The following is a 19,118-nucleotide window of genomic DNA, read 5'->3' on the forward strand; positions in this document are numbered from 1 at the left end:
CATCCTGCAACGGGATTCACGTACAAAGTATGCACGGCTGGAGCCTCAACCTGTCCCCAGGAGTCAGCAAATCATGGCCTCGACACACCCGAAAAAGGATGTCTCTTCACTGCCTGTCTTGTCTCGTCACGAAGGGCGCTATCAGAATCACACGCCCATGAAACCATTGGGCTTTTTTCGCATGCTCGGCATCTTCTGGGATCAGGCCTTCAACAAGCCCAAGGACACGCGCCCGGCGGGAGATATCCCGGTACAGCCGCTGTCGCGTCAGCAATTGCTCGCAGCACCGAACAACACCGTGTATCGCCTGGGGCATTCGACCGTGCTGCTCAAGTTGCGCAACCGGTTCTGGCTGACCGACCCGGTGTTTGCCGAGCGTGCTTCGCCGGTGCAATGGGCCGGGCCGCAGCGCTTTCACCAGCCGCCGATCAGCCTTGAAGAACTGCCGCCGATCACTGGCGTGATCCTCTCGCACAACCATTACGATCATCTTGACCACATGGCCATCAAGGCACTGGTCGACAAGACCGAGCACTTCCTCGCACCGTTGGGCGTGGGCGACAAGCTGATCGAATGGGGCGTGCCTGCGCACAAGGTGCAGCAACTGGACTGGTGGCAGTCCACAGAAGTGGCGGGCATAACATTCGTCGCCACGCCTTCGCAGCATTTTTCCGGACGCACCCTGCGCGACAGCAACCGCAGCTTGTGGGCCTCCTGGGTGATGATCGACGACGATCAGCGGATCTTTTTCAGCGGTGACAGCGGCTACTTCGACGGCTTCAAGACCATCGGTGAGCAGTACGGGCCGTTCGACCTGACCCTGATGGAAACCGGTGCCTACAACGTCGAATGGCCGCAGGTGCATATGCAGCCAGAGCAGACCCTGCAAGCCCACCTGGACCTGCGCGGTCGCTGGCTGCTGCCGATTCATAACGGCACCTTCGACCTGGCGATGCACGCCTGGCACGAACCGTTCGACCGAATTCTGGCCCTGGCCTGGGAGCAGAATGTGTCGATCACCACGCCGATGATGGGCCAGCCGTTCTATCTGCAATACCCGTGTCGCGCAATGACCTGGTGGCTGGGGGTCGATGAAGCGGTCGCGCCCGAGTCAACCCAGGCGCATCCGGCGAGTGGCGAACGGTCCTGTAACTGCCGTCGGCAAAATGCCTGATATCGTCGGACGAGGCGCTGCTTGATTGCATTTTGATGCTATCTTTCTCGCGCAGACCTGCTCGGCCGGTCGCAGCGCCAGCGAGATGCCTCGATGCTCAACAGTAATGCCCTGAGAAAGCTGGACATGCAGGACCTGATGGTCTTTGTCTCGGTGTATGAGCAGCGCAACCTGACGCTGGTTGCGGAGGCGCTGCATGTCAGCCAGTCGACGGTCAGTTACTGCCTGAAAAAGCTGCGTGCCAATTTCGAGGATGACCTGTTCATCTGCACCCGCAACGGCATGCGCCCGACCCGCAAGGCGCTGGCGATGCACGACCACGTGCAGCAGATTCTGCAGCGGGTCAATCTGTGTCATGACGGCCTGAACCTGTTTGACCCGACCCGCAGGCACACCACGTTCACCGTCTGCGCTCCCGAGTATTTCGAGCTGCTGGTATTGCCGCATTTGCTGCGTGACTTTGCGACTGCCGGGTTCTCGGTCACGGTTAATCTGCAGAAACTGGACAAACAACTGCCGGCCGAGTCGCTGAGCGATGGTCGCGTCGATCTGGCCCTGTGTTTTGGCCCCGGGTTTCATCGCCTGCCAGACAGCCTTGTTTCGCAGGTATTGCTTGAAGATGACCTGGTCTGTGTCATGGACACGCGATTTGCGCCGCTGAGCGCATTGATCGACACGCAGACGTTCACCCAGCGTCGCCACGTGTACCCGACACCGTGGACATCCGACACCAATATCGTCGACGGCTGGTTGCAGGGGCAGGGGCTGTCGCGGGACATCGTCACCCGTGCCGACAGTTACCGTGCGGCGCTGCAATTGCTGGAAGGCACCGATCTCATTCTGGTGCTGCCACGGCGCATCCAGACCCTGCTGGGTAACGAGCCGTGGATATCCGTTTTCGAGCTGCCGCCCGACCTGCCGGGTTTCAGCCTGGACATGGTCTGGAGCGAAAACGCCGATCAGGCCGAGGCCAGTGGCTGGCTGCGTGAGCAGATCGTGAAGGTGTGCGCCGAGCGCGGGTTGCTTTGAGCTGTGCGTCGCGCTCGTGGTGGTACACACATCTGTTTTTGATTTCAGCCGCAGGCCGAGGGATCGGGCGACACGTCGCTTGTGTGGGAGCGGACCGGGCGACGCTTCGCTTGTCCGCGACCTCTTGTTTTTTGTAGGAGCGGACTTGTCCGCGAACTGCCGGGCACCGGCAACAAAATCTATACATACGGTACATCGGACACAACCGAGGTCACCGGTTTCAGGTCCGCTTCGCAGCCCTTCGCAGACAAGCCCGCTCCCACGCCCTTCGGGCAGAAGCCGTTCTCTGAGCTCTTCGGGACTTGTGCATAGCGACCAGTGCTCAACTACCGGACTTGTCTTTCTGCGGATCAGGTGAGGTAGCAGGCCGGGGTTGTTCGCCCTGCTGGTTGAGCGCTTTGTTCTTTTCGCCTACTTTGCCGGCGTTTTCCGGTTTGTGATCAAGGTCTTCGCGTTTGGATTCATCTTTCATGACCGTTCTCCAGATAGGTAGGCTGTCTGAATATTGGTCAGTAGGGGATCAGCAAGATTCGATTTATATGACGCGCGGTCCGGTACGGTATTTTCAGACACCGAACCGCGCAAAACGCATCAGCTCAGCAAGGTCAGTACATCTTTGGCCGCCTGCGCAGAGCTGGCCGGGTTTTGCCCGGTGACCAGCTTGCCGTCGGTCAGCACGTAAACGCTCCAGTCATCGCCCTTGGAGTAGTCGCCGCCCAATTCCTTGAGTGCATCTTCGACCAGAAACGGCACCACGTCGGTCAGGCCAACGGCTTCTTCTTCGCTGTTGGTAAAGCCGGTAACGCGACGGCCCTTGACCAGCGGCTCGCCATTTTGTGCTTTGACTTTACGCAGCACGCCGGGCGCGTGGCACACCAGGCCATGCGGCTTGTCAGCCTTGGCGAATGCTTCGATCAGAGCGATGGAATGCTGGTCTTCTGCCAGGTCCCATAGTGGGCCATGGCCGCCCGGATAAAACACGGCGTCGAAATCGGCAGCGTTGACTTCGGCGAGAAGGCCAGTATTGGCCAGCACTTTCTGAGCATCGGCGTCTTTGGCGAAACGCTCGGTTTCAGCGGTCTGTGCGTCAGGCTCATCGCTTTTCGGGTCAAGCGGCGGTTGACCGCCAGCAGGCGAAACCAGCGTGACTTCGGCGCCGGCATCCTTGAACACGTAGTACGGCGCAGCAAACTCTTCGAGCCAGAAACCGGTTTTCTTGCCGGTGTCGCCCAGTTGGTCATGGGAAGTCAGAACCATCAGGATTTTCATATGCACGCTCGTTGTTGAAGGGTTGAGAGGGTGTAGACAGGCAAAAGCCCCAGGAGTTATCAGAAACTTTACAGCCCAAACGAAACAAGGCCGGATGTCGACGTATTGGCGTACGTCGAGGCCCGGCCTTGTTCAGCAAGCAGCGCTGAAAGTTTCAGTGATGGATCATTGCTCTTTGGTCAGGTTCACCAACGGCTCTTTGCGCACTTCGGTCTCGCGACCGTCCTGAATGCGCTTGATCTGCCCCAGCGTCTTGTCGACAGCTCCCTTGTCAGCCAGCAGGCTGTAGGTGATCTGGAACTGACGTTGTTCTTTGGGCGCGATGGTCGGCACCAGGTTCAGTGGGCGCTGAAAGCGGCGGTTGTAGGAGAAACTGGTGCCTGGCTCCAGCCCGGTTACGTAACCCTGGCCTTTGGTGTCGGTGTTTTTCCACAGCGAGAACACCGGCAGCTGCTGTGTATTGAAGCCGACCGCTACGCCGAGGTTGCCGGCCTTGTTGTGCAGCACGGTGACGGTGTCGCCCTTGGCGTCGCCATAAGGCACGATGTTGTAGACGGTTTCGTCGTAGTCCGGCGTCGGTGCGCGGTAAGTCTGCCAGTCGCCCAGATCACCCTTGGCCTTCTCGTTGAACGGCGAGACCTGTTTGACCGGCGCTTCAAAACGCGCGCCTTGTTCCAGGAACGGCGTGCTGAAGTTGCTGTGGTAGAGCGCCTGGTATTCCTTCGGATAATCGCCGTTGTTGGTCAGCGTATCGTTGAGCGAAAAGCTCGTGCTGCCGGGCTCGGTGACCAGTTCGGTCTGCACCGAGAAATCGACTTTCTTGAATGCCTGTTCCTTCAGCTCACCCTTGAGGCGGATCGCATACGGCGGTTTTTCGTCGATCTGCAGCGTGACCTTGCTGGCCGGAATGTTGGCCGCGCGACCGTGCAGGGTCAGCAACTCGCCATTGTCCATGCCCGGATGACCGACCCACTCGTAGCCGCAGCGGGCGACCAGTTCGTTGAAGCCTTCCAGCCAGCCCAGTCCGCCACGGCCATTGAGCTCGATGAACGCCGGGTTGACCACATCCTTGACCGGCGAATCCCAGCCCATGCGCACATCGCCCACCGACGCCTGCAGCACGTTCATGCCACGGGTCGGCACCACCGAAAGCTTCATGGTGCCGTTATCGATATCGATGATGCTCACGCCTTCCTGACGACCACCGTGCAGGGTGCGCAGGGTGATGGTGAATGGCTTGTCGGTCTTGACGCCCAGTTGCTGACTGGTGATCTGCTGGTTCTGCGCAGCCTTGTCGGTGTCGAGCAGCACGTAATCCCAGGCAAAAACACTGGAAGCGGCGGTCAACGCGCCGAGGCCTACGAGCAGGGGAAGGGATTTCATGGCGGTGGTCCTTCTGAAATTATTGGAATTATGGTGTTGCGTCTGAGCGCCTATTTAACGCCCAGTTAAACGATTCAGCAACTGCGCGATATTCAGCGATTGCACTGGCCTCTGTGGGGGCGATCATGCTCGCGAAAGCGGACGGATTGGTACACGAAATATTCAGCGACTGCACCGGCCTCTGTGGGAGCGACCGGGGCGGCGATCCGCATTGCTCGCGAAAGCTTGAGGCGTACTCACCCCGGCATCTGGCCGGCACCAGCCTCGCCCAGCAGCCGCTCGATCTGCGCGTGCTCCCAGCCACTGAGCAAGCTGACCGGGTCAGTACGCAGCCAACTCTCGAACGAGCCTTCCCGGCCTTGTGGGCAGCAACAATATCGGCAACGGGTCGGGCTGCTGTCGGTTATTTCCAGGGTGATTAGCCAGCCTTCTATGTCGACCTGCTGCAACCCCGAGTCAGAGGCTTCGCCGATCAGCCGCAGTGACCTTGTGCCCATCGCCGCATCCCGCAGTTGCTGGTAAACCTCACGCGTGGTCAGGGTTCTCATCGAATTCGCCCGGTTGCATTTGCATGGAGTAAAGCACGATTTTGCCCTGAGCCCGATAAGGTTAATGAGTCATTCAAACCGGCTGAAAAACCATCAGGATTTCGCCGCTGCACCAAACAGGTTTTCGACCTCGGGCCGGGTCTGGTTGATCGCCCCCAGTTGGCGGATCAGCTCGGCCTGCCGGCTGCCACGTATGCCCGCGGTGGTCATGAGCGCATCGCGCACGTAGGTGTAGACACCGCTGACGCCAAACGGCGTGACATGGTGCACGTGCTTGCTGATCCCTTCGGTGATCGCCTTGAAATGTTCGCCAGCATAATAGGTGCGACGTGCCCAGGCCGACTCGAAAACCAGTTCCATCATGACGATATTCAGCCGCGATGCTTCGACCTCGTGATCAACCCCTGGCGCAGGCGGTGCAGGCTCTGCGTTGTCATAGGGTTGCGCCAGGTGCAGGCGCAGCTTGAGCACTGCATCGGAACTGGCCATCTCGCGTGCGAGCTTTTCTACCGCGTCGCGGGCAGCGGGCAGATTGTTGCCGTCGAGGTGGAAATGCAGGTGCATTTTGTCCAGCGTGGCTGTTTCATTGGGGATCGGGTTGGCCAGGCGATCCACCAGCGTGCTGGAACCGTCCGGCACATCGTAGGCGATGGTTTCTTCGAACATGTTTTGCTCGTCGGAGAACAGCAGAGAACTGGCGTCCTTGAATTGCGTCTGGTCTGCGGCAGACAAAAAGCCGATTTCCACGCCGCCATCCAGTACGTAACCCTCCAGAGGCCTGACGCCCTCGATGATCGGCCACAGGTGACCGTCCTTTTCGCGGCTCAGGTGGTGCTGCACGTACCAGCCCAACCCCGGAAGACGGGCGCACAACGGGCCGTGGACATCTCGCCAGTAAGTAGCAAACAACTCGTGAGGCACGCCGTTCTTGCGCAGCACGGTGGTGTAGGAATTGATGACGATGTTCTGGTCTCGAGTGCCGTAGCTGCCAGTGAACGCTGAGTTGTGCATGGGGCTCTCTATCCTGAAGGTGTCTACCTCAGGCGTCTCGCCGGGAACGTAAGTTCAAGGAGATTTACCGGCGGGCACATGCTCGTGCAGCAATGCAAGGCGAAACGAACAGATGACCCCGATACGCGCCCGCCAGGGTATGCACTGCCACAATCGACCACATGACGGCCAGCATCGCGACCAGGCCCACGCCGAACACATCGAAAAAACTCAGGTTCAATGTCGCGCCAAGCTTGAGAGTTGCCAATGCATACACGCCGAGCGGAAAGGTAAAGGCCCACCAGCCCAGATTGAACGCCAGGCCCTGCTTGAAATAACGCAGCGTGATCAGCCCGGCCAGCGCCATCCACCACAGGCCCAGCCCCCAGAAAAGCATACCGACAATCACGCCCACGCCTGCCGCCACGGTCCCGACCGACGCCAGCCCGTGCGCGGCAAAGATCGCCGGGGCGTCGCTGCCCATCACCAGCATGCCCAGTGCGCCCGTACCGATCGGCCCGAGTGCCAGCCAGCTCGACGCCGCCATGCTCTCGTGGGGCAGTTTGTGCAGCGCCAGCCGCAGCAGCAGAATGACCAGAATGCTCAGCGCCACGGGCACCGAATAGGCCCACAGCACATAGCTGGTGATCAGCACGGTGAACTGCGCGTTTGTGGTTGCAAGATGCGCGGTCAGTGAACCACCGCAGGCCGCTGCAACTTCTGCCGCGACCACAGGCAACAGCCACACAGCGGTCATCTTTTCAATGCTGTGCTCCTGACGGGTGAACATCATGAACGGGATCAGTACGCCACAAGCCAATGCCATCGCCACGTCCAGCCACCACAGGGCTTCGGCGACCGGCACCACTGCATCGCCCCAGCGCGCCGGTCCGAACACCAGCAGGCCATTGATAAGGGTTGCCAGGCCCATGGGGATGGTGCCGAAGAACATCGAGACCGTCGAATGGCCAAAGATCTGCCGCGCCTCGTCGAAAAACAGCAGCCAGCGGCTCGCGTACATCACGCTGAACAGGGCGAACAGCGCGACATTGAGAAACCACAGCGCTTCACCTGCGTCGCGCAACACGGCCACATTCCCTGGCAGTTGGGCGAGTGCCAGCGACAGAATGCCGGTGCCCATGGTGACGGCGAACCAGTTGGGCGTGAATTGACGGACGGCTTCCCGTGGGCTTGCCAAAGCGGTGAAGGGCGCGTTACGCGTGATGACAGTGGCGAAGCGGCTCATGACGTTGTCCTGCTGGGTGGCGGTGGAATCTGCCATCAGTGTAAGGGTCGACAATCAATTCTCTAAACGGGTAGTCTCGATACTTGTTACCTGATTTTCAGGTAGGTTTTTTCGGAGTTCAGGCGTGAGGCTCAACCTGCGTCAGCTGCAGATTTTCTGTGCGATCACCCGCTTTGGCAGCACCACCAGCGCTGGCAATGCACTGGCGTTGTCCCAATCGGCAACCAGTGCGGCGCTCAATGAACTGGAAAGCGCGCTGGGCACCCGCCTGTTTGACCGGGTGGGCAAGCGCCTGGTACTCAACGACAGCGGCCAGAGCTTATTACCGCGCGCCATGAAAATGCTCGAAAACGCCCAGCAGATCGAAGACAGCTTTCTATTGCCCGACACCACGTTGAACGCACGCTTGCGAATCGGCAGTAGCAGCACCATCGGCAATTACGAGCTGCCGTCAATTGTCGGCGCACTGCGCGAATCGGCACCCTTGCTGCGGGTGGACGTGGACATCTGCAACAGTGCGCTGATCGCTCGCAAGGTCGCCCGGTTCGAGATCGACATGGGGCTGATCGAGGCACCCTGTCACCTTCCGGAACTGATCGCCGAGCCGTGGAGTGTCGATGAGATGGTCATTGTTGCTGGCATCAATCACCCTCTGGCCCGCCAGAAACAGGTATCGCTGGGTGAGTTGCAGGACGCGGAATGGCTGTTGCGCGAGCCGGGTTCAGGCACCCGCGAAGAAGTCGAACACCTGTTGCTCAGGCACTTGCATGATCTGCAAGACCTGCGCGAGATAGGCAGCTCCGAGGCGATAAAGCGCACCCTGGCTCAGGGCATCGGCATCAGTTGCCTGTCCCGTCGGGTGGCGGCTGACTTGCTGGCGAGCGGGCAGTTAAAAGCGCTTGCCAGCCCGTTACCGCCGTTGAATCGGCGCTTTTTCATGATCCGGCACCGCGACAAGTTCATTTCGCCGAGCCTGGAGCGTTTCCGGCAAGCCTGTCGCCAGGCCACCGATCAGGCGGCCACGTTGCGCCACGGCTTGAGCCACAACGCCAGACCGACCAGCAGCACCACACCATAAAAGCAGCTCAAGCCCAGTTGCAGCCAGGTGTTTTGCAGCGGGTGCAGCAAAAGGGCGGCGATCGCCATCAGCAGGCTGCCCAGCGCCCAATGACTGCGCCACGGCAAAACGCTCAGCAACGACTGCCGGCGCATCAGCAGCACACCGGTGACCAGTGCGCCGCCCAGTGCGGCGATGGCGATGCCGGTCAGGCCGAACACAAAGGGCAATGTGCCGAGCAACAGCGCGTTGCACAGGCTGCCGATCAGTTCGCAGTTGAGCGGCAGGCGCGTGTCAGCGGCCGCGTAGGCATAGCGCGCCAGCAGGGCGTTCCAGGCACCGAACATCAGCGGCACGGCGAACCAGGCCAGCAGCCCCGGCAACGGACCGTCGTGGGTCTGATTGGGCAACAGCAGCGTGACCAGCGCACCCGCCGCGCCAATCAAACCGGCCACGGCGGGCAAGGTCAGCAGCGTGGCGCTGCCCAGCCCGCGCCTCAACAGGGACAGGCGCTGATCACCCGCGCTGCCGCTCATCAGCCCCAGCAGTACCTGATTCAGGCTCATCAGCGCGATCAACGGCAGGTTGATCAGCTTGCGCGCCAGATTGACCCAGGTCACTGCGCCTTCACCGAGCAGCGAAGCGACCATTCGCTCAAGCAGGGCAAGCCCCTGGCTGGCCAGGTTGCTGCTCAGCAGTGGCCCGATGCGTTGCAACAGCTCACGCACGGCACCGGCTTCCGATTGCCACTGGCAGGGTCGCCAGCCTGAACGGTACAGCGCCGGTAACAACACGCTCGGCATCAGCACGCTGCCCAGTACACAGGCACTGGCCACGCCCACCGATGTGGACGCGTGACCAAAAGTGGCGAGATAGACCACCGGTGGTAAATTGAACAGCAGCGAACCCAAACCGGCCAGGACAAACCGCGAACGCGCCTGCAACGGCACGCAGAACAGCGCGTGTAACAGAAAGCCGGGTGCGCACCACGCCAGCCAGTGCAGGCCGCTGGCAGCCTGGGCGTAGCCCTCGGCATCCAGCCCCGGCCCGATCAGACGGACCAGTATTCCGGCACCCGCCGCCAGCGCGATGCTCACTGCCACGCCGGTCAGCAGCAGGCGCGGGGCCATGCCTGCCAGCCAGCGCTGCTGCCGCTCGGCCGAGCGTTGCTGGTACAGCGGCAATGCGGCAGCGCTGAGCAACCCCGCTGCGAGCGACATGCGCAGCGCCTCGGGCACAAACATCGAGACCAGAAAGGCATCGCTCTGGCCCCCCGCACCCCAGGCCGCCACCAGCAGCCATTCACGGGCAAAACCGGCTGCCAGGCCGGTGAGGGTGGCCAGTGTCAGCCAGAGTGTCGAGCCAAGCATCGCCTGCGCCGCTGATCAGTGGAACAAGGTGAACAGGCCTTTGCCGCCCACCTTGTAATTGAGATTACGTGCGCGCTCGCCTTTGACCTCGGCGTTCGGCCCGCTGACGATCGCGTAGGGCGCGACAGGTTTGGACACCACGCTATTGCCGCCTACCACGGCGCCTTCGCCGATATCGGCGCCGAAGGAGAGCAGGGCGCGGCTGCAGATCCACGCATAGTCGCCGATGAACACCGGCCCGCCGACCGCCCAGAATTCAGGTTCGTTGAGGTCGTGGCCGCCGGCGATGATCAGCACATGCGAGGCGATGGTGACGTGATCACCGATCACCAGCCCGCCGCGCGCGTCCAGCTGGCAGTGCCAACCCACGGTGCTGTCGTTGCCGATGCGCAGGCTGTCGACGCCGAGCACCTCGGTGTTGCGCCATACGGTCGAACCCTTGCCGATTTTCGCCCCGCCGATGCGCAGCCACAGCAGGCGCAGAGTATGGCTGGGGATCTTGCAGATGAGGATGTTGTAAGCCTGCTCCCAGGTTCGCAACATACGGTCACGCAGGGTCGGCCAGTTGATTCCGTACAACGGAATCAGTGCCCCCAGCGTCTCGCTCGCCAGCAGCTTGTAGAAGCGCCGCGCCAGCGGGTTTTCGATTCTCGGCTCGATGTTCAGGTAGCAGATGAACGACAGGGTCCGCTCCTTGATACGTGTCTCGAAGCACACTTCGTTGTCGAGCATCCACTGGTACGCTGCTTCCAGCTCGTCGAGTGGCACCGCCATCTTGCGTGCATAGTCGGGCAGTGCCTCTCTGAGATTATGAGAATGCAGCATGCGGTGTTTCATGAGGAGGCTCCCGGCTCGGGTGAGGTGACAGGGTATTGATGACTGTGTGCGGCCTTGGCGCGCAGACGTCTGGTTTCGTGCAGGCTGATGCCGACAAATAGCCAGAACAAGGCAGCCAGCACGCTGGTAAAACTGAAATAGTGGTCAAACAGGCCGCTGAACAACGCCGCCAGCACACCCGTCGTGCAGCCCAGCGCAATGGCGTTTTCGTGAGTCAACACCACTTGGCCGGACGCGGGGCGCACTTCCTTCCACCAACTGAGGGTGATGGCGATGAACAGCAGCATGCCCGGCAGGCCAATCTTGTAGATGAAATTCAGCCACAGGTTGGAAATACCGAACTGGGTGTAGCCCAGCACCGGCGGGTCGGTCTTGAAGCCGATGCCGAACGGAAAGGTGGCCATGGCGTCCGGGAAATGGCTGTACTCCAGGAAGCGAATCGCCGTACTGACGTCGTCGTTGGTGAACAGGCTCATCAGTCGCTCTTGCAACGGCGGATAGAACATCAACAGCACGACACCGGCAATCATGCCACCCATCAACAACCGTCCCAAATGCGGAATACGCCGCCGGGCCATCCACAGCATCACGGCCACCAGGCTCACCAACGCACCGCGTGAACCGGTCAGCAGCAGGCCGATGGCCCCCAGCACCGCCACCGCCAGGCCCAGCTTGCGGGCTGCGCCACTGCGCGTCATGCCAAAGCAGAACGCCAGCGGCATCAGCATTGCCAGCGCTCCGCCTGCCACGTTGGGGTGCATCCACGGCGAGCCCATCCGGCTGGAGAACGATTGCAGGCTTTCGTTGAGAATATCGGCGCCGCTGTAACCCAGGCTGCCAAGGATAGGAATAATGGCCGTCCCCGAGCGTTTGGTCACGTAGACCGAAATCGACATAAGCAACAACAGTAATGTCCCGCCAAGCACCGCCACGACCAGGCTTTCCAGGGTCTTGAGGTCGGTGAGCAGGCGCGGCACGAGAAACAGAATCGACAGGTTGAACAGCCAGCGGACCCAGTTGACCGGCCCGTTGCCTTCGGCGACGACGGTCAGCTGGCCGACCAGAAACGGGAAGGCACTGAACAGCATCAACGCTACCAGCAGCCGCTCGGTGCGCAGCATGGCGGGCGCCTTGTCGTGACCCTGAAACACACCCTGCAGCAGGTAGCTGGCCCACGTCAGCATGATCAGCGCTTCGGACACCGTGGTGCGAATGCCGATCTGCACCGTGGAGTAGGGCAGAAAGGTGCCGATCAGACCAAACAGCAGCAGCCCGAGCACCGGGCGGCGAATTACGGTGAGCACCGCGGCGATACCGAGCACAGCCATCAGCACCAGCGGTATTGGCAATAGCCAGATCATCACCCCGAACAACAGGCTGACCAGTAATCCAACGGGCATGGCCAATGGCATCAGCGCAGTTCCTCCAGTGTGGCGTGCACGCGCTCGCAAAAGGCTTTCAGCTGATAGCGTTGCGTCCATTCCAGGGCAATGGCGGGGTCTTCTTCGGGGGCAGGGGAAAGGCTGCCCATCAGCCTGATGAGGTTGGCGCTGTCGTCAGGCGAAAAGCGCGGACTATGGGGCGGTGCAACTTCGTCCAGTGACGATCCGGTGGCCACGGCAACCGGTGTGCCGACGTTCAGCGCCTCGATCACCGGCAGCCCGAAACCTTCGCTTCTGGAGGGCTGCCAGAGCCGCTCGGCGTGTTTGTAGACCGCGTGCAGCTCGGCATCGCTGAGGCCGCTCAGCACATGCAGCCCCGGCAACTGACGCTGGGCTTCGGTCAACGGCTCGTCGCCACCGACCAGTACCAGCTCCGGGGTGTCGGCAAACTGCATGCGGGCGGTCTGCCAGGCATCGACGAACCATTTGATGTTCTTGCGCGGCTCGCGCGTGCCCACGCACAGCCAGTAACGCTGAGGCAGACGCAACTGAGTGATATCAGCCGGCTCGCCCTGAAAGCGCTCGACCAACAATGGCACGACGCGCAGTTTGTCCCTGATGGCGGGAAACAGGCGTGCGGCCTCGTCGGCGGTGAATTGCGACGGCGTCCAGATCTGGTCGGCGACCTTGAGCGACCAGGCAATCGACACATGGTCGGTGAAGCGGTACACCCGGGCTTTGAGGCGTGAACCGTGATTGTTCTGCTGAGTGAGCTGAAACAGGTCATGCAGTTGCAGCACGTAGCGCATGCCCGCCGGTTTGCGGCCCAGCGGCAGGCCCATGTTGATGTTGGCGACGTAGATCTCGATCCCTGCATCGCGCAGTGCACCGGGCAGAAACGCGCCTTCGAAGCGCAGGCGGTCCGGCAGACGATGCACCGAGTCCAGTGGCGCTGCCCAGCGCGGGGCATGAATCAGGCGGCGCACCGGATGGTCGTAAGGCGCTACGCCGAACAATTGCAGTTGCACGTCCGGATGTGCGCGAAAGGCTTTTTCCAGCGCGAAGTTCTGCCGGCCAATGCCGCTGATGGGGTAACCGGCAGCCGCGCGGTAGTCGAGTCCTATACGCATGAGCGCGATCCTTGCTTGGGTTGCGAAAAACGGGTGTAGATGACTTCCAGTTGCGCGGCCGACACAGACCAGTCGTGCCGGGCGCGTACATAAACGCGGCCAGCCTCGCCGATCTGTTCGAGCCGTGACGGTTTGTCGGCGTATTCGACGATCAGTGTTGCCAGCCCGGACGCGTCTTCGCTGCCCAGATAATGTTCACCATTGGTGACCGACAGGCCGGAAACGCCCTGCGCGGTGGTCACCACCGGCAGACCGGCAGCCATGGCTTCAAGGGTCTTGAGTTTCGAGCCGCCGCCCTGGCGCAGTGGCGCGAAGAACATCGCAGCGCTGGCCTGCAGGGTGCGCAAGTCCGGTACAAAACCGAGCCATTCGATGCGCGGGTCAGGCCAGCGCTCACGCCAGGTTTGAGGCATGCCAAAGCCGCCGATGGCAAAGCGCACATCGGGTGCCTGAGCCCAGACCTGCGGCATGATTTCGTCCAGCGCCCATTCGATGGCGTCGAGGTTGGGGCCGTACTCGTAGTTGCCGATGAACAGCAGGCGACGGCTGTTACGGTCAGCGTGAACGCTGGCGTAGTAGCCGCAATCGACACTGTTGACCACATAGGAGGTGGCCCTGCCGCTGAGGCGCGACAGCACTTTGGCGTCGTCTTCGGTGACCGCGATCAGTTCGCCGGTCTGGCGAAATACGCGGGTTTCCCAGCGCCGGTAGCGCCAGCGATCGTACACCGCGAACGCATTGGCCCAGCGTGGCAGGCGATCGTAACTGGCCGCACCCAGATCGGACTCGACGTTGTGCTCGGTGAGCACGAACGGCTTGCCCGAGCGCTTCAGCGCGCGCTCGAATGGCTGAAAGGAATAGGTATGCTGCAACTGAATGATGTCCCAGTGTTCCTCAAGCAACTGCTCGAATGCTTTTTCCAGTTTCGGCGCGTAACCGTTGACGCTGGCGAGCATCGGCGCCGGTGCGAACGCCACGGCCAGCAGGGTGCGCAGGCTCGACAGCGGGCGACGCTCGATCACGATCAGGCGTTCCAGCCAGGGCTCCAGCGCCGAGCGAGTGTTTTCGTCCAGGGCAGTCTTGGACTGTACCAGCAGGGTAATACGGTGGCCGCGCGCTGCCAGGTTGCGCAGCAAATGGTATTCCCGGGTCTTGCCGCCACTGGTGGTCGGCCACGGCAGATAAGGGAGCGTCCATAGAATTCGCATGGCTCAGGGCTTCCATTCCAGGATTTGCAGAGATGGCTTGAGCAGCAAAGTGATGCCCTGGCTGCCGGACAGCGGGGTTCGGCCGCCGGTCAGCGGGTCATGCACGACGGCGCTGGTAATGTTCGGGAACGTCAGCGATGTGCCGGCGGCACTCCAGAACATCAGCAGGCGGGTGCCGTCTTCACGGGTCCACGGCACGGCGTACAGGTCGTCCGGCACGCTGCTTACCGCAGGCGGATCGGCAGGTTGCAGGCGGGGGCCGGTGATCTTCAGAAAATTCTGCAGCGCGGTGTAGACCGGTTTGGGGCTGGCTTGCAGGTCGAGCAGCCCGTAGCCTTGGTCGCGGGCCGAAGCGCGCTCATCCAGATCGCTGAGGTTGAACAGGAAGATGCGCTGGAAATCCATGGCGCTCATCAGCGCCAGGCGTCGCAGGGTGTAGTCGGCCTGGCCGGGAGTGCCGATCAGACGCTGCATCTCCACAGGGCCGGCGTAGCTCGACCAGCCCCATTCGGTGGCCCACACCTGACTGACGCCATTGCTGTGCAGCAACTGGTTCATGGCATTGGCGCGCACCAGAAAATCACGGTCCGGCACCGAGTCGCCTTCCGGGTACTCGGAATACGGGTGGTAGGCGGCGACGATGTTCTGCTGGCCCAGGCCGTTGTCGATCAAGGTCTGCAACATATAGCCGGAGGTGCTGTGCATCTGGCTGTAATAGGCCATGCCTGCGGTAACGATGGTCTTGTTCGGCAGCACGGCGCGAATCGCATCGGCGGTGGTGGTCAGCAGACGGCCATACGCCGCCGGGTCCTCCTTGGGCAGCCAGATGATGTTCGGCTCGTTCCACACCTGCCAGTTGTTCACTTGCGGGTAGCGCTGGGCGAGGGCGGTCATGCGTGCGGCAAAAACGTTGAAGCCCTTGGGCGGGTATTGATCGCGGCTCTGCGCATCGGCCGGCGCGCTGCTGGCGAAAGACGCCGAACCGACCAGGTACGCCAGCGTGTTGTAGTTGCGGGCCTTGATCGCCGCCATGGCGGCATCCAGTTCGGTCAGGGCGTACTGGTCCTTTTGCGGTTCGATGATTGGCCAGTGGATGGTCAGCCGCACCCAGTTCAGGCCCAGCTCGTCGAGGCGGTTCATCTGCTGCTGATAGATGTCCGGCGCGAAGTACTGAAACTGTACGTTGACGCCGAGAAAATCCTTCCAGACCACTTCGCGCGGGCCTTTGAGCACTGTCGCAGCCTGAGCGGCGCCGCTCAGTGTGGCGGCGATCAGTGCCGTGGTGATGGCTAGCCGGAATCTGGATGGACGTTGCATATCACTTTTCCTCGCAGGCTTGGCGGAAGACATCCCGGAAATGTTCGGCAGTGTGACTCCAGACCCTGGCCTTGCCCATGTGCGCGGCGTTTGCGGCCCATTGTTCGACCAGCTCCGGTGTTGCGCAAACACGCGCCAGCGCGCTGGTCAGCCCCGCTACATCGCCCTGCGGGTAGATCATGCCGTTGCCGTGCGAGACTTCCTCGGCAAATGATCGCGCGTCCGAGGTAATCACGCCTCTGCCACAGGCCACTGCCCACGACAGTGCGCCGCTGGTACCGCGCAGTTTGCCAAGAATCTTCAGTTTGCTCGACTCGCGATAGGGCAGGACCATCACATGATGGGCCTGAATGACCTGCGGGATCTGTTCGGCAGGCAGGTCCAGTTGCCAGTCGATCAGGTCGACCAATCCCAACTGACGAATGTGCAGGCGCAACTGTTCCAGGTAGCTGCCCGACGGGCCGAAGGCCATTTCCGGCTCGCTGCCGCCGGCCAGGGTCAGGCGTACGGCGGAGCGTAGTTGCGGCTGAGCGGTGAACACATTGGCCAGCGCGTCGAGCAGGTCCTCGATGCCCTTGCCGCGATAGATAAAACCGAAATACAGCAGGTGCAAGGGCTTCAAGGGCGGCAACGGCACAGGATCGATGGCGACGTTGCCATGATTGATCACCACCATCTGCCTGGCGTCGAGCCCCATGCGCTGGCGCAGGCACTGGCTGCCAGCCTGAGTCAGCGTTACAAGGCGGGTCATGTGCCGCGCCAGTTGCCGCTCCTCATGCAGGCACAGCGGGTCGGCCAGCACCGTGGCGATCTCCGGCAAGGGCGAACGCATGCCGGCCGCTATCGACAGCGACCAAGGCAGTTTTTCGCGCCGCCACACCAGCCGCTCGGGGTCGTGCACGGTTGCCGTCAGCGGCAGGTTCGGGAACCGCTTGCGCAGGGTACGCAGGGCCTGAAATTCAGCCAGTCGCCCGCCGCCCAGTTCGGCATGAACCAGATCGATTTCGCTCCAGTCCGTATCGGCAACACGCTGCTGCGCGGCACGAGGATCGTTACCGATCCCCTGCAGCGGCGTGCTGACTTGCAGGCCGAGGCCTTCGAGCGCCTGGCGCAGATGCCCGGCGTAGTCGGCGATGCCGTTCTGCTCGGGTGGCAGTGGCGCAAGCAGGGCAATGCGCATCAGCCACGGCTCCCTATCCGCTTGAGGAATCTGAGCACCTGCTCCGGCACTTCAAAGCGACGCCGGTTGATGATGATGCCGTCGACTTTCTTGAACGCGGTATTGAGGTTGTGCAGCGTGTCTTCAAGCATGGGCACCGTGGTGTCTTCGGCGCGCACCACCAGAACGATCAGTTCGGCCTTGCGCAACAGCACAAATGCGTCCTGATTAGCCGACAGCGCCGAGGCGTTGATCAGCACTATTTCGCCAGGGCTTGCCGGGCCGGGGCCTTGGCTGCGGACCCGATGGCCCTGTTCGGCCAACAGCGTGCTGAGCCGCTCGATCACAAACGACACGCCTGCGCCGGACTTGACCGAGGTGAAACCGAGGGTCAGCCCGCGTTCTTCCACCTGATCCAGCGGCAGAACGCCGTACACCCGATGCAGGTTGGAGGTAAAGGCGGCGCTGCGTTCCTGAGCGCGCTCAAGATCGGGCAGGCTGGTCCAGACCGGAACGCCAAAACTGCTCTCGATCTTGTCGCCGTCATGAATGCGCTGGTCGAGCAAGTAGAAGAAGTACAGCGCCAGCGCGCCCACCACGAAGCTCAGCGGCAGTGCCAGGAGCAGCATCAGCAGGCTTTTCGGGAAGACGCGGCTCGGGTTGAAGGTCGCTTCCTCGATGGTCGCGATATTGCTGATCTGGCTGTTGTCCAGCTCACGGTCAATGCGCGACTTTTCCAGGCTGTCCTTGTACAGCGCGTAGCTTTTCTCGGCTGCGTCCAGTTCGTTCTGCAGGCGCGAAAGCTCCGGTTCCAGATTCAAGGCCTGCTGACGGTCGGTTTCCAGCTGAGCGATCTGCGCGTTCTGCTGGGCGAACTGGGTTTGCAGGCGTGCGTAGCTGGTCTGCTGATCGGCATAGACGTTCTGCATCCGGTTGTAGATCGGGTTGGGCGTGATGCTTTCCGAGCGCTGAACCGTCGCATCCTGCCCGTTGAGCAGCTTCTTGAGGTTGTCGATTTCCTCGTTGATGGCGCGAATCGGCGGTGCCTGCTCCTTGAAGGAACGAAGCATTTCCTGGCGCTCCACTTCCTTGCCGTTGATGCGGGTCTGCAAGTCCTGGCGATTGGGGTTGAGCGCCAGTTCGCGTCCGGCTGAAACCGTCTTGGGCTGCTCGGCCAGTTGCTTTTTCAGCAGGTCCAGACCGGCCTTGGTCGAGGCGATGGAGCGGGTCGTGTTATTGCGCTCGGTGCGCAGATCGTTGAGCCCCTGCGAGGTATCGGCCAGGCGCTGGGAAATACTGACCGCGCTCAGTTGATTGAGGTAGTTCTGAATCTGCTTCTTGTACTCGATGATGTTGTCGCCGGTGCTCTTCACTTCCGACTCGTAAAACGCATACAGGCTGACCCGGCCCAGGGTCTTGGTGCGTTGCAACTGGTACTCCTCGATCCAGGTCTTGAGCACGGTTTGCGCGGTGGCAGGGTCGTTCCAGGTAAACCTCAGCTCCATCACCGATGAGCCAGGCTCATGGCTGACCTTGAAGCTTTTCTCCAGGTCTTCGGCGAGTCGGTCGGACTGCGAACGGTTTTCCACCAGGCCGATAAACTGCAGAACGCTACGCACACCGTCGGCGACGGCCCCGACGACCGCTTTGATGCCGTTCTTTATCGACGCCAGCACACCGGTTTCAGGGGGCGCCATCGACAACTCTGCAAGGTACTTCTCGGACACCGCACGCATGATCGGCCGACCGGTCAGCATGCGCTCTTCGTCCAGCAACGGGTCGCGCAGGCCGCTCGGTATCACGATGGCTTGTCGGTCGGAAAGCTCGATAGGCACGGTGCTGCTGTCGCGGCCGGGCTTGACCAGCAGCAGGGCCGTCGATTCGTAGCGGTTGGGCAGCAGAAAGGCACCCAGCAAAATGATGACGAAGGTCGCCAGCACAGTAATCTTGACGTCGCGCTTGAAAATGAAGAACAGGCGCAGCAGGTCGCGGAATGAGCGGATGTTGATCATGTCGGTA

The 19,118-nt window shown here is 61.4% G+C and carries 17 protein-coding genes; 3 read left to right on the forward strand and 14 right to left on the reverse strand.

Translation table 11 applies throughout. The annotated features are described in order from the left end of the window. Nucleotides 1-73: 73 nt before the first annotated feature. Nucleotides 74-1,174: an MBL fold metallo-hydrolase gene (locus DW49_RS0111655; RefSeq protein WP_005619305.1), complete on the forward strand. Its 1,101-nt coding sequence runs from the start codon at nucleotides 74-76 to the stop codon at nucleotides 1,172-1,174. Between the two features lie 93 nt (nucleotides 1,175-1,267). Beyond that, the gene (locus tag DW49_RS0111660) at nucleotides 1,268-2,203 is read left to right on the forward strand and encodes a LysR family transcriptional regulator (RefSeq protein ID WP_005619303.1); all 936 of its coding nucleotides are present in this window, start codon (nucleotides 1,268-1,270) and stop codon (nucleotides 2,201-2,203) included. A 322-nt stretch (nucleotides 2,204-2,525) separates the two neighbouring features. On the opposite strand, the gene DW49_RS1000000133100 is transcribed toward DW49_RS0111660, so the two are convergent. The 6 genes from DW49_RS1000000133100 to DW49_RS0111690 form a co-directional block, all read right to left on the reverse strand. After that, a complete protein-coding gene (locus tag DW49_RS1000000133100; RefSeq protein WP_005619301.1) occupies nucleotides 2,526-2,675 on the reverse strand; it encodes a hypothetical protein in 150 nt (49 codons plus the stop codon). A gap of 119 nt (nucleotides 2,676-2,794) precedes the next feature. After that, on the reverse strand, nucleotides 2,795-3,472 hold the full coding sequence (locus DW49_RS0111670) for a type 1 glutamine amidotransferase domain-containing protein (RefSeq protein WP_003378111.1): 678 nt from the start codon (nucleotides 3,470-3,472) through the stop codon (nucleotides 2,795-2,797). Nucleotides 3,473-3,637: 165 nt separating this feature from the next. Continuing rightward, nucleotides 3,638-4,855, reverse strand: a complete 1,218-nt coding sequence (locus DW49_RS0111675; RefSeq protein WP_005619293.1) for an aldose 1-epimerase family protein — start codon at nucleotides 4,853-4,855, stop codon at nucleotides 3,638-3,640. A 236-nt stretch (nucleotides 4,856-5,091) separates the two neighbouring features. Beyond that, complete coding sequence (locus DW49_RS0111680; protein WP_005619291.1) at nucleotides 5,092-5,403, reverse strand: DUF7693 family protein; 312 nt, start codon at nucleotides 5,401-5,403, stop codon at nucleotides 5,092-5,094. Between the two features lie 93 nt (nucleotides 5,404-5,496). Beyond that, nucleotides 5,497-6,414 (reverse strand): EthD domain-containing protein, encoded by a 918-nt coding sequence (locus DW49_RS0111685; RefSeq protein ID WP_005619288.1) that lies wholly within the window; start codon nucleotides 6,412-6,414, stop codon nucleotides 5,497-5,499. Between the two features lie 64 nt (nucleotides 6,415-6,478). Continuing rightward, nucleotides 6,479-7,639, reverse strand: a complete 1,161-nt coding sequence (locus tag DW49_RS0111690; protein ID WP_024420019.1) for a TDT family transporter — start codon at nucleotides 7,637-7,639, stop codon at nucleotides 6,479-6,481. Nucleotides 7,640-7,763: 124 nt separating this feature from the next. Here DW49_RS0111690 and DW49_RS0111695 point away from each other — a divergent pair, with 124 nt between their 5' ends. Beyond that, nucleotides 7,764-8,717: a LysR family transcriptional regulator gene (locus tag DW49_RS0111695; protein WP_024420018.1), complete on the forward strand. Its 954-nt coding sequence runs from the start codon at nucleotides 7,764-7,766 to the stop codon at nucleotides 8,715-8,717. Here DW49_RS0111695 and DW49_RS0111700 read toward each other — a convergent pair. From DW49_RS0111700 to DW49_RS0111735, 8 genes are read right to left on the reverse strand one after another with little or no spacing between them, the layout of a single operon-like run. After that, nucleotides 8,651-10,066: a lipid II flippase MurJ gene (locus tag DW49_RS0111700; RefSeq protein ID WP_024420017.1), complete on the reverse strand. Its 1,416-nt coding sequence runs from the start codon at nucleotides 10,064-10,066 to the stop codon at nucleotides 8,651-8,653. The two genes, DW49_RS0111695 and DW49_RS0111700, sit on opposite strands and share 67 nt — an antisense overlap. Before the next feature lie 15 nt (nucleotides 10,067-10,081). Beyond that, nucleotides 10,082-10,903: an acyltransferase gene (locus tag DW49_RS0111705; RefSeq protein ID WP_003378095.1), complete on the reverse strand. Its 822-nt coding sequence runs from the start codon at nucleotides 10,901-10,903 to the stop codon at nucleotides 10,082-10,084. Then, complete coding sequence (locus DW49_RS0111710; protein WP_005619280.1) at nucleotides 10,900-12,315, reverse strand: O-antigen ligase family protein; 1,416 nt, start codon at nucleotides 12,313-12,315, stop codon at nucleotides 10,900-10,902. The genes DW49_RS0111705 and DW49_RS0111710 overlap by 4 nt, the downstream gene beginning before the upstream one ends. Continuing rightward, nucleotides 12,315-13,415: a glycosyltransferase family 4 protein gene (locus tag DW49_RS0111715; protein WP_005619279.1), complete on the reverse strand. Its 1,101-nt coding sequence runs from the start codon at nucleotides 13,413-13,415 to the stop codon at nucleotides 12,315-12,317. Before DW49_RS0111715 ends, DW49_RS0111710 begins: the two co-directional genes overlap by 1 nt. Further along, entirely contained in the window at nucleotides 13,406-14,623 is a 1,218-nt protein-coding gene (locus DW49_RS0111720) for a glycosyltransferase family 4 protein (RefSeq protein WP_005619278.1), read from the reverse strand. The genes DW49_RS0111715 and DW49_RS0111720 overlap by 10 nt, the downstream gene beginning before the upstream one ends. Before the next feature lie 3 nt (nucleotides 14,624-14,626). Further along, on the reverse strand, nucleotides 14,627-15,940 hold the full coding sequence (locus DW49_RS0111725) for a cellulase family glycosylhydrolase (RefSeq protein WP_024420016.1): 1,314 nt from the start codon (nucleotides 15,938-15,940) through the stop codon (nucleotides 14,627-14,629). A 1-nt stretch (nucleotide 15,941) separates the two neighbouring features. Beyond that, nucleotides 15,942-17,120: a glycosyltransferase gene (locus tag DW49_RS0111730; protein WP_005619276.1), complete on the reverse strand. Its 1,179-nt coding sequence runs from the start codon at nucleotides 17,118-17,120 to the stop codon at nucleotides 15,942-15,944. Then, complete coding sequence (locus tag DW49_RS0111735; RefSeq protein ID WP_005619275.1) at nucleotides 17,120-19,111, reverse strand: GumC family protein; 1,992 nt, start codon at nucleotides 19,109-19,111, stop codon at nucleotides 17,120-17,122. Before DW49_RS0111735 ends, DW49_RS0111730 begins: the two co-directional genes overlap by 1 nt. Nucleotides 19,112-19,118: the final 7 nt, after the last annotated feature.

It is taken from the genome of Pseudomonas avellanae BPIC 631, assembly GCF_000444135.1.
GTDB lineage: Bacteria > Pseudomonadota > Gammaproteobacteria > Pseudomonadales > Pseudomonadaceae > Aquipseudomonas > Aquipseudomonas avellanae.

Coding starts and splice junctions, on each gene's coding strand:
- DW49_RS0111680 (WP_005619291.1), bottom strand. CDS start 5,403: ATGAGAACCCTGACCACGCGTGAGGTTTACCAGCAACTGCGGGATGCG.
- DW49_RS0111690 (WP_024420019.1), bottom strand. CDS start 7,639: ATGAGCCGCTTCGCCACTGTCATCACGCGTAACGCGCCCTTCACCGCT.
- DW49_RS1000000133100 (WP_005619301.1), bottom strand. CDS start 2,675: ATGAAAGATGAATCCAAACGCGAAGACCTTGATCACAAACCGGAAAAC.
- DW49_RS0111725 (WP_024420016.1), bottom strand. CDS start 15,940: ATGCAACGTCCATCCAGATTCCGGCTAGCCATCACCACGGCACTGATC.
- DW49_RS0111655 (WP_005619305.1), top strand. CDS start 74: ATGGCCTCGACACACCCGAAAAAGGATGTCTCTTCACTGCCTGTCTTG.
- DW49_RS0111710 (WP_005619280.1), bottom strand. CDS start 12,315: ATGCCATTGGCCATGCCCGTTGGATTACTGGTCAGCCTGTTGTTCGGG.
- DW49_RS0111735 (WP_005619275.1), bottom strand. CDS start 19,111: ATGATCAACATCCGCTCATTCCGCGACCTGCTGCGCCTGTTCTTCATT.
- DW49_RS0111700 (WP_024420017.1), bottom strand. CDS start 10,066: ATGCTTGGCTCGACACTCTGGCTGACACTGGCCACCCTCACCGGCCTG.
- DW49_RS0111705 (WP_003378095.1), bottom strand. CDS start 10,903: ATGAAACACCGCATGCTGCATTCTCATAATCTCAGAGAGGCACTGCCC.
- DW49_RS0111660 (WP_005619303.1), top strand. CDS start 1,268: ATGCTCAACAGTAATGCCCTGAGAAAGCTGGACATGCAGGACCTGATG.
- DW49_RS0111675 (WP_005619293.1), bottom strand. CDS start 4,855: ATGAAATCCCTTCCCCTGCTCGTAGGCCTCGGCGCGTTGACCGCCGCT.
- DW49_RS0111715 (WP_005619279.1), bottom strand. CDS start 13,415: ATGCGTATAGGACTCGACTACCGCGCGGCTGCCGGTTACCCCATCAGC.
- DW49_RS0111670 (WP_003378111.1), bottom strand. CDS start 3,472: ATGAAAATCCTGATGGTTCTGACTTCCCATGACCAACTGGGCGACACC.
- DW49_RS0111730 (WP_005619276.1), bottom strand. CDS start 17,120: ATGCGCATTGCCCTGCTTGCGCCACTGCCACCCGAGCAGAACGGCATC.
- DW49_RS0111685 (WP_005619288.1), bottom strand. CDS start 6,414: ATGCACAACTCAGCGTTCACTGGCAGCTACGGCACTCGAGACCAGAAC.
- DW49_RS0111720 (WP_005619278.1), bottom strand. CDS start 14,623: ATGCGAATTCTATGGACGCTCCCTTATCTGCCGTGGCCGACCACCAGT.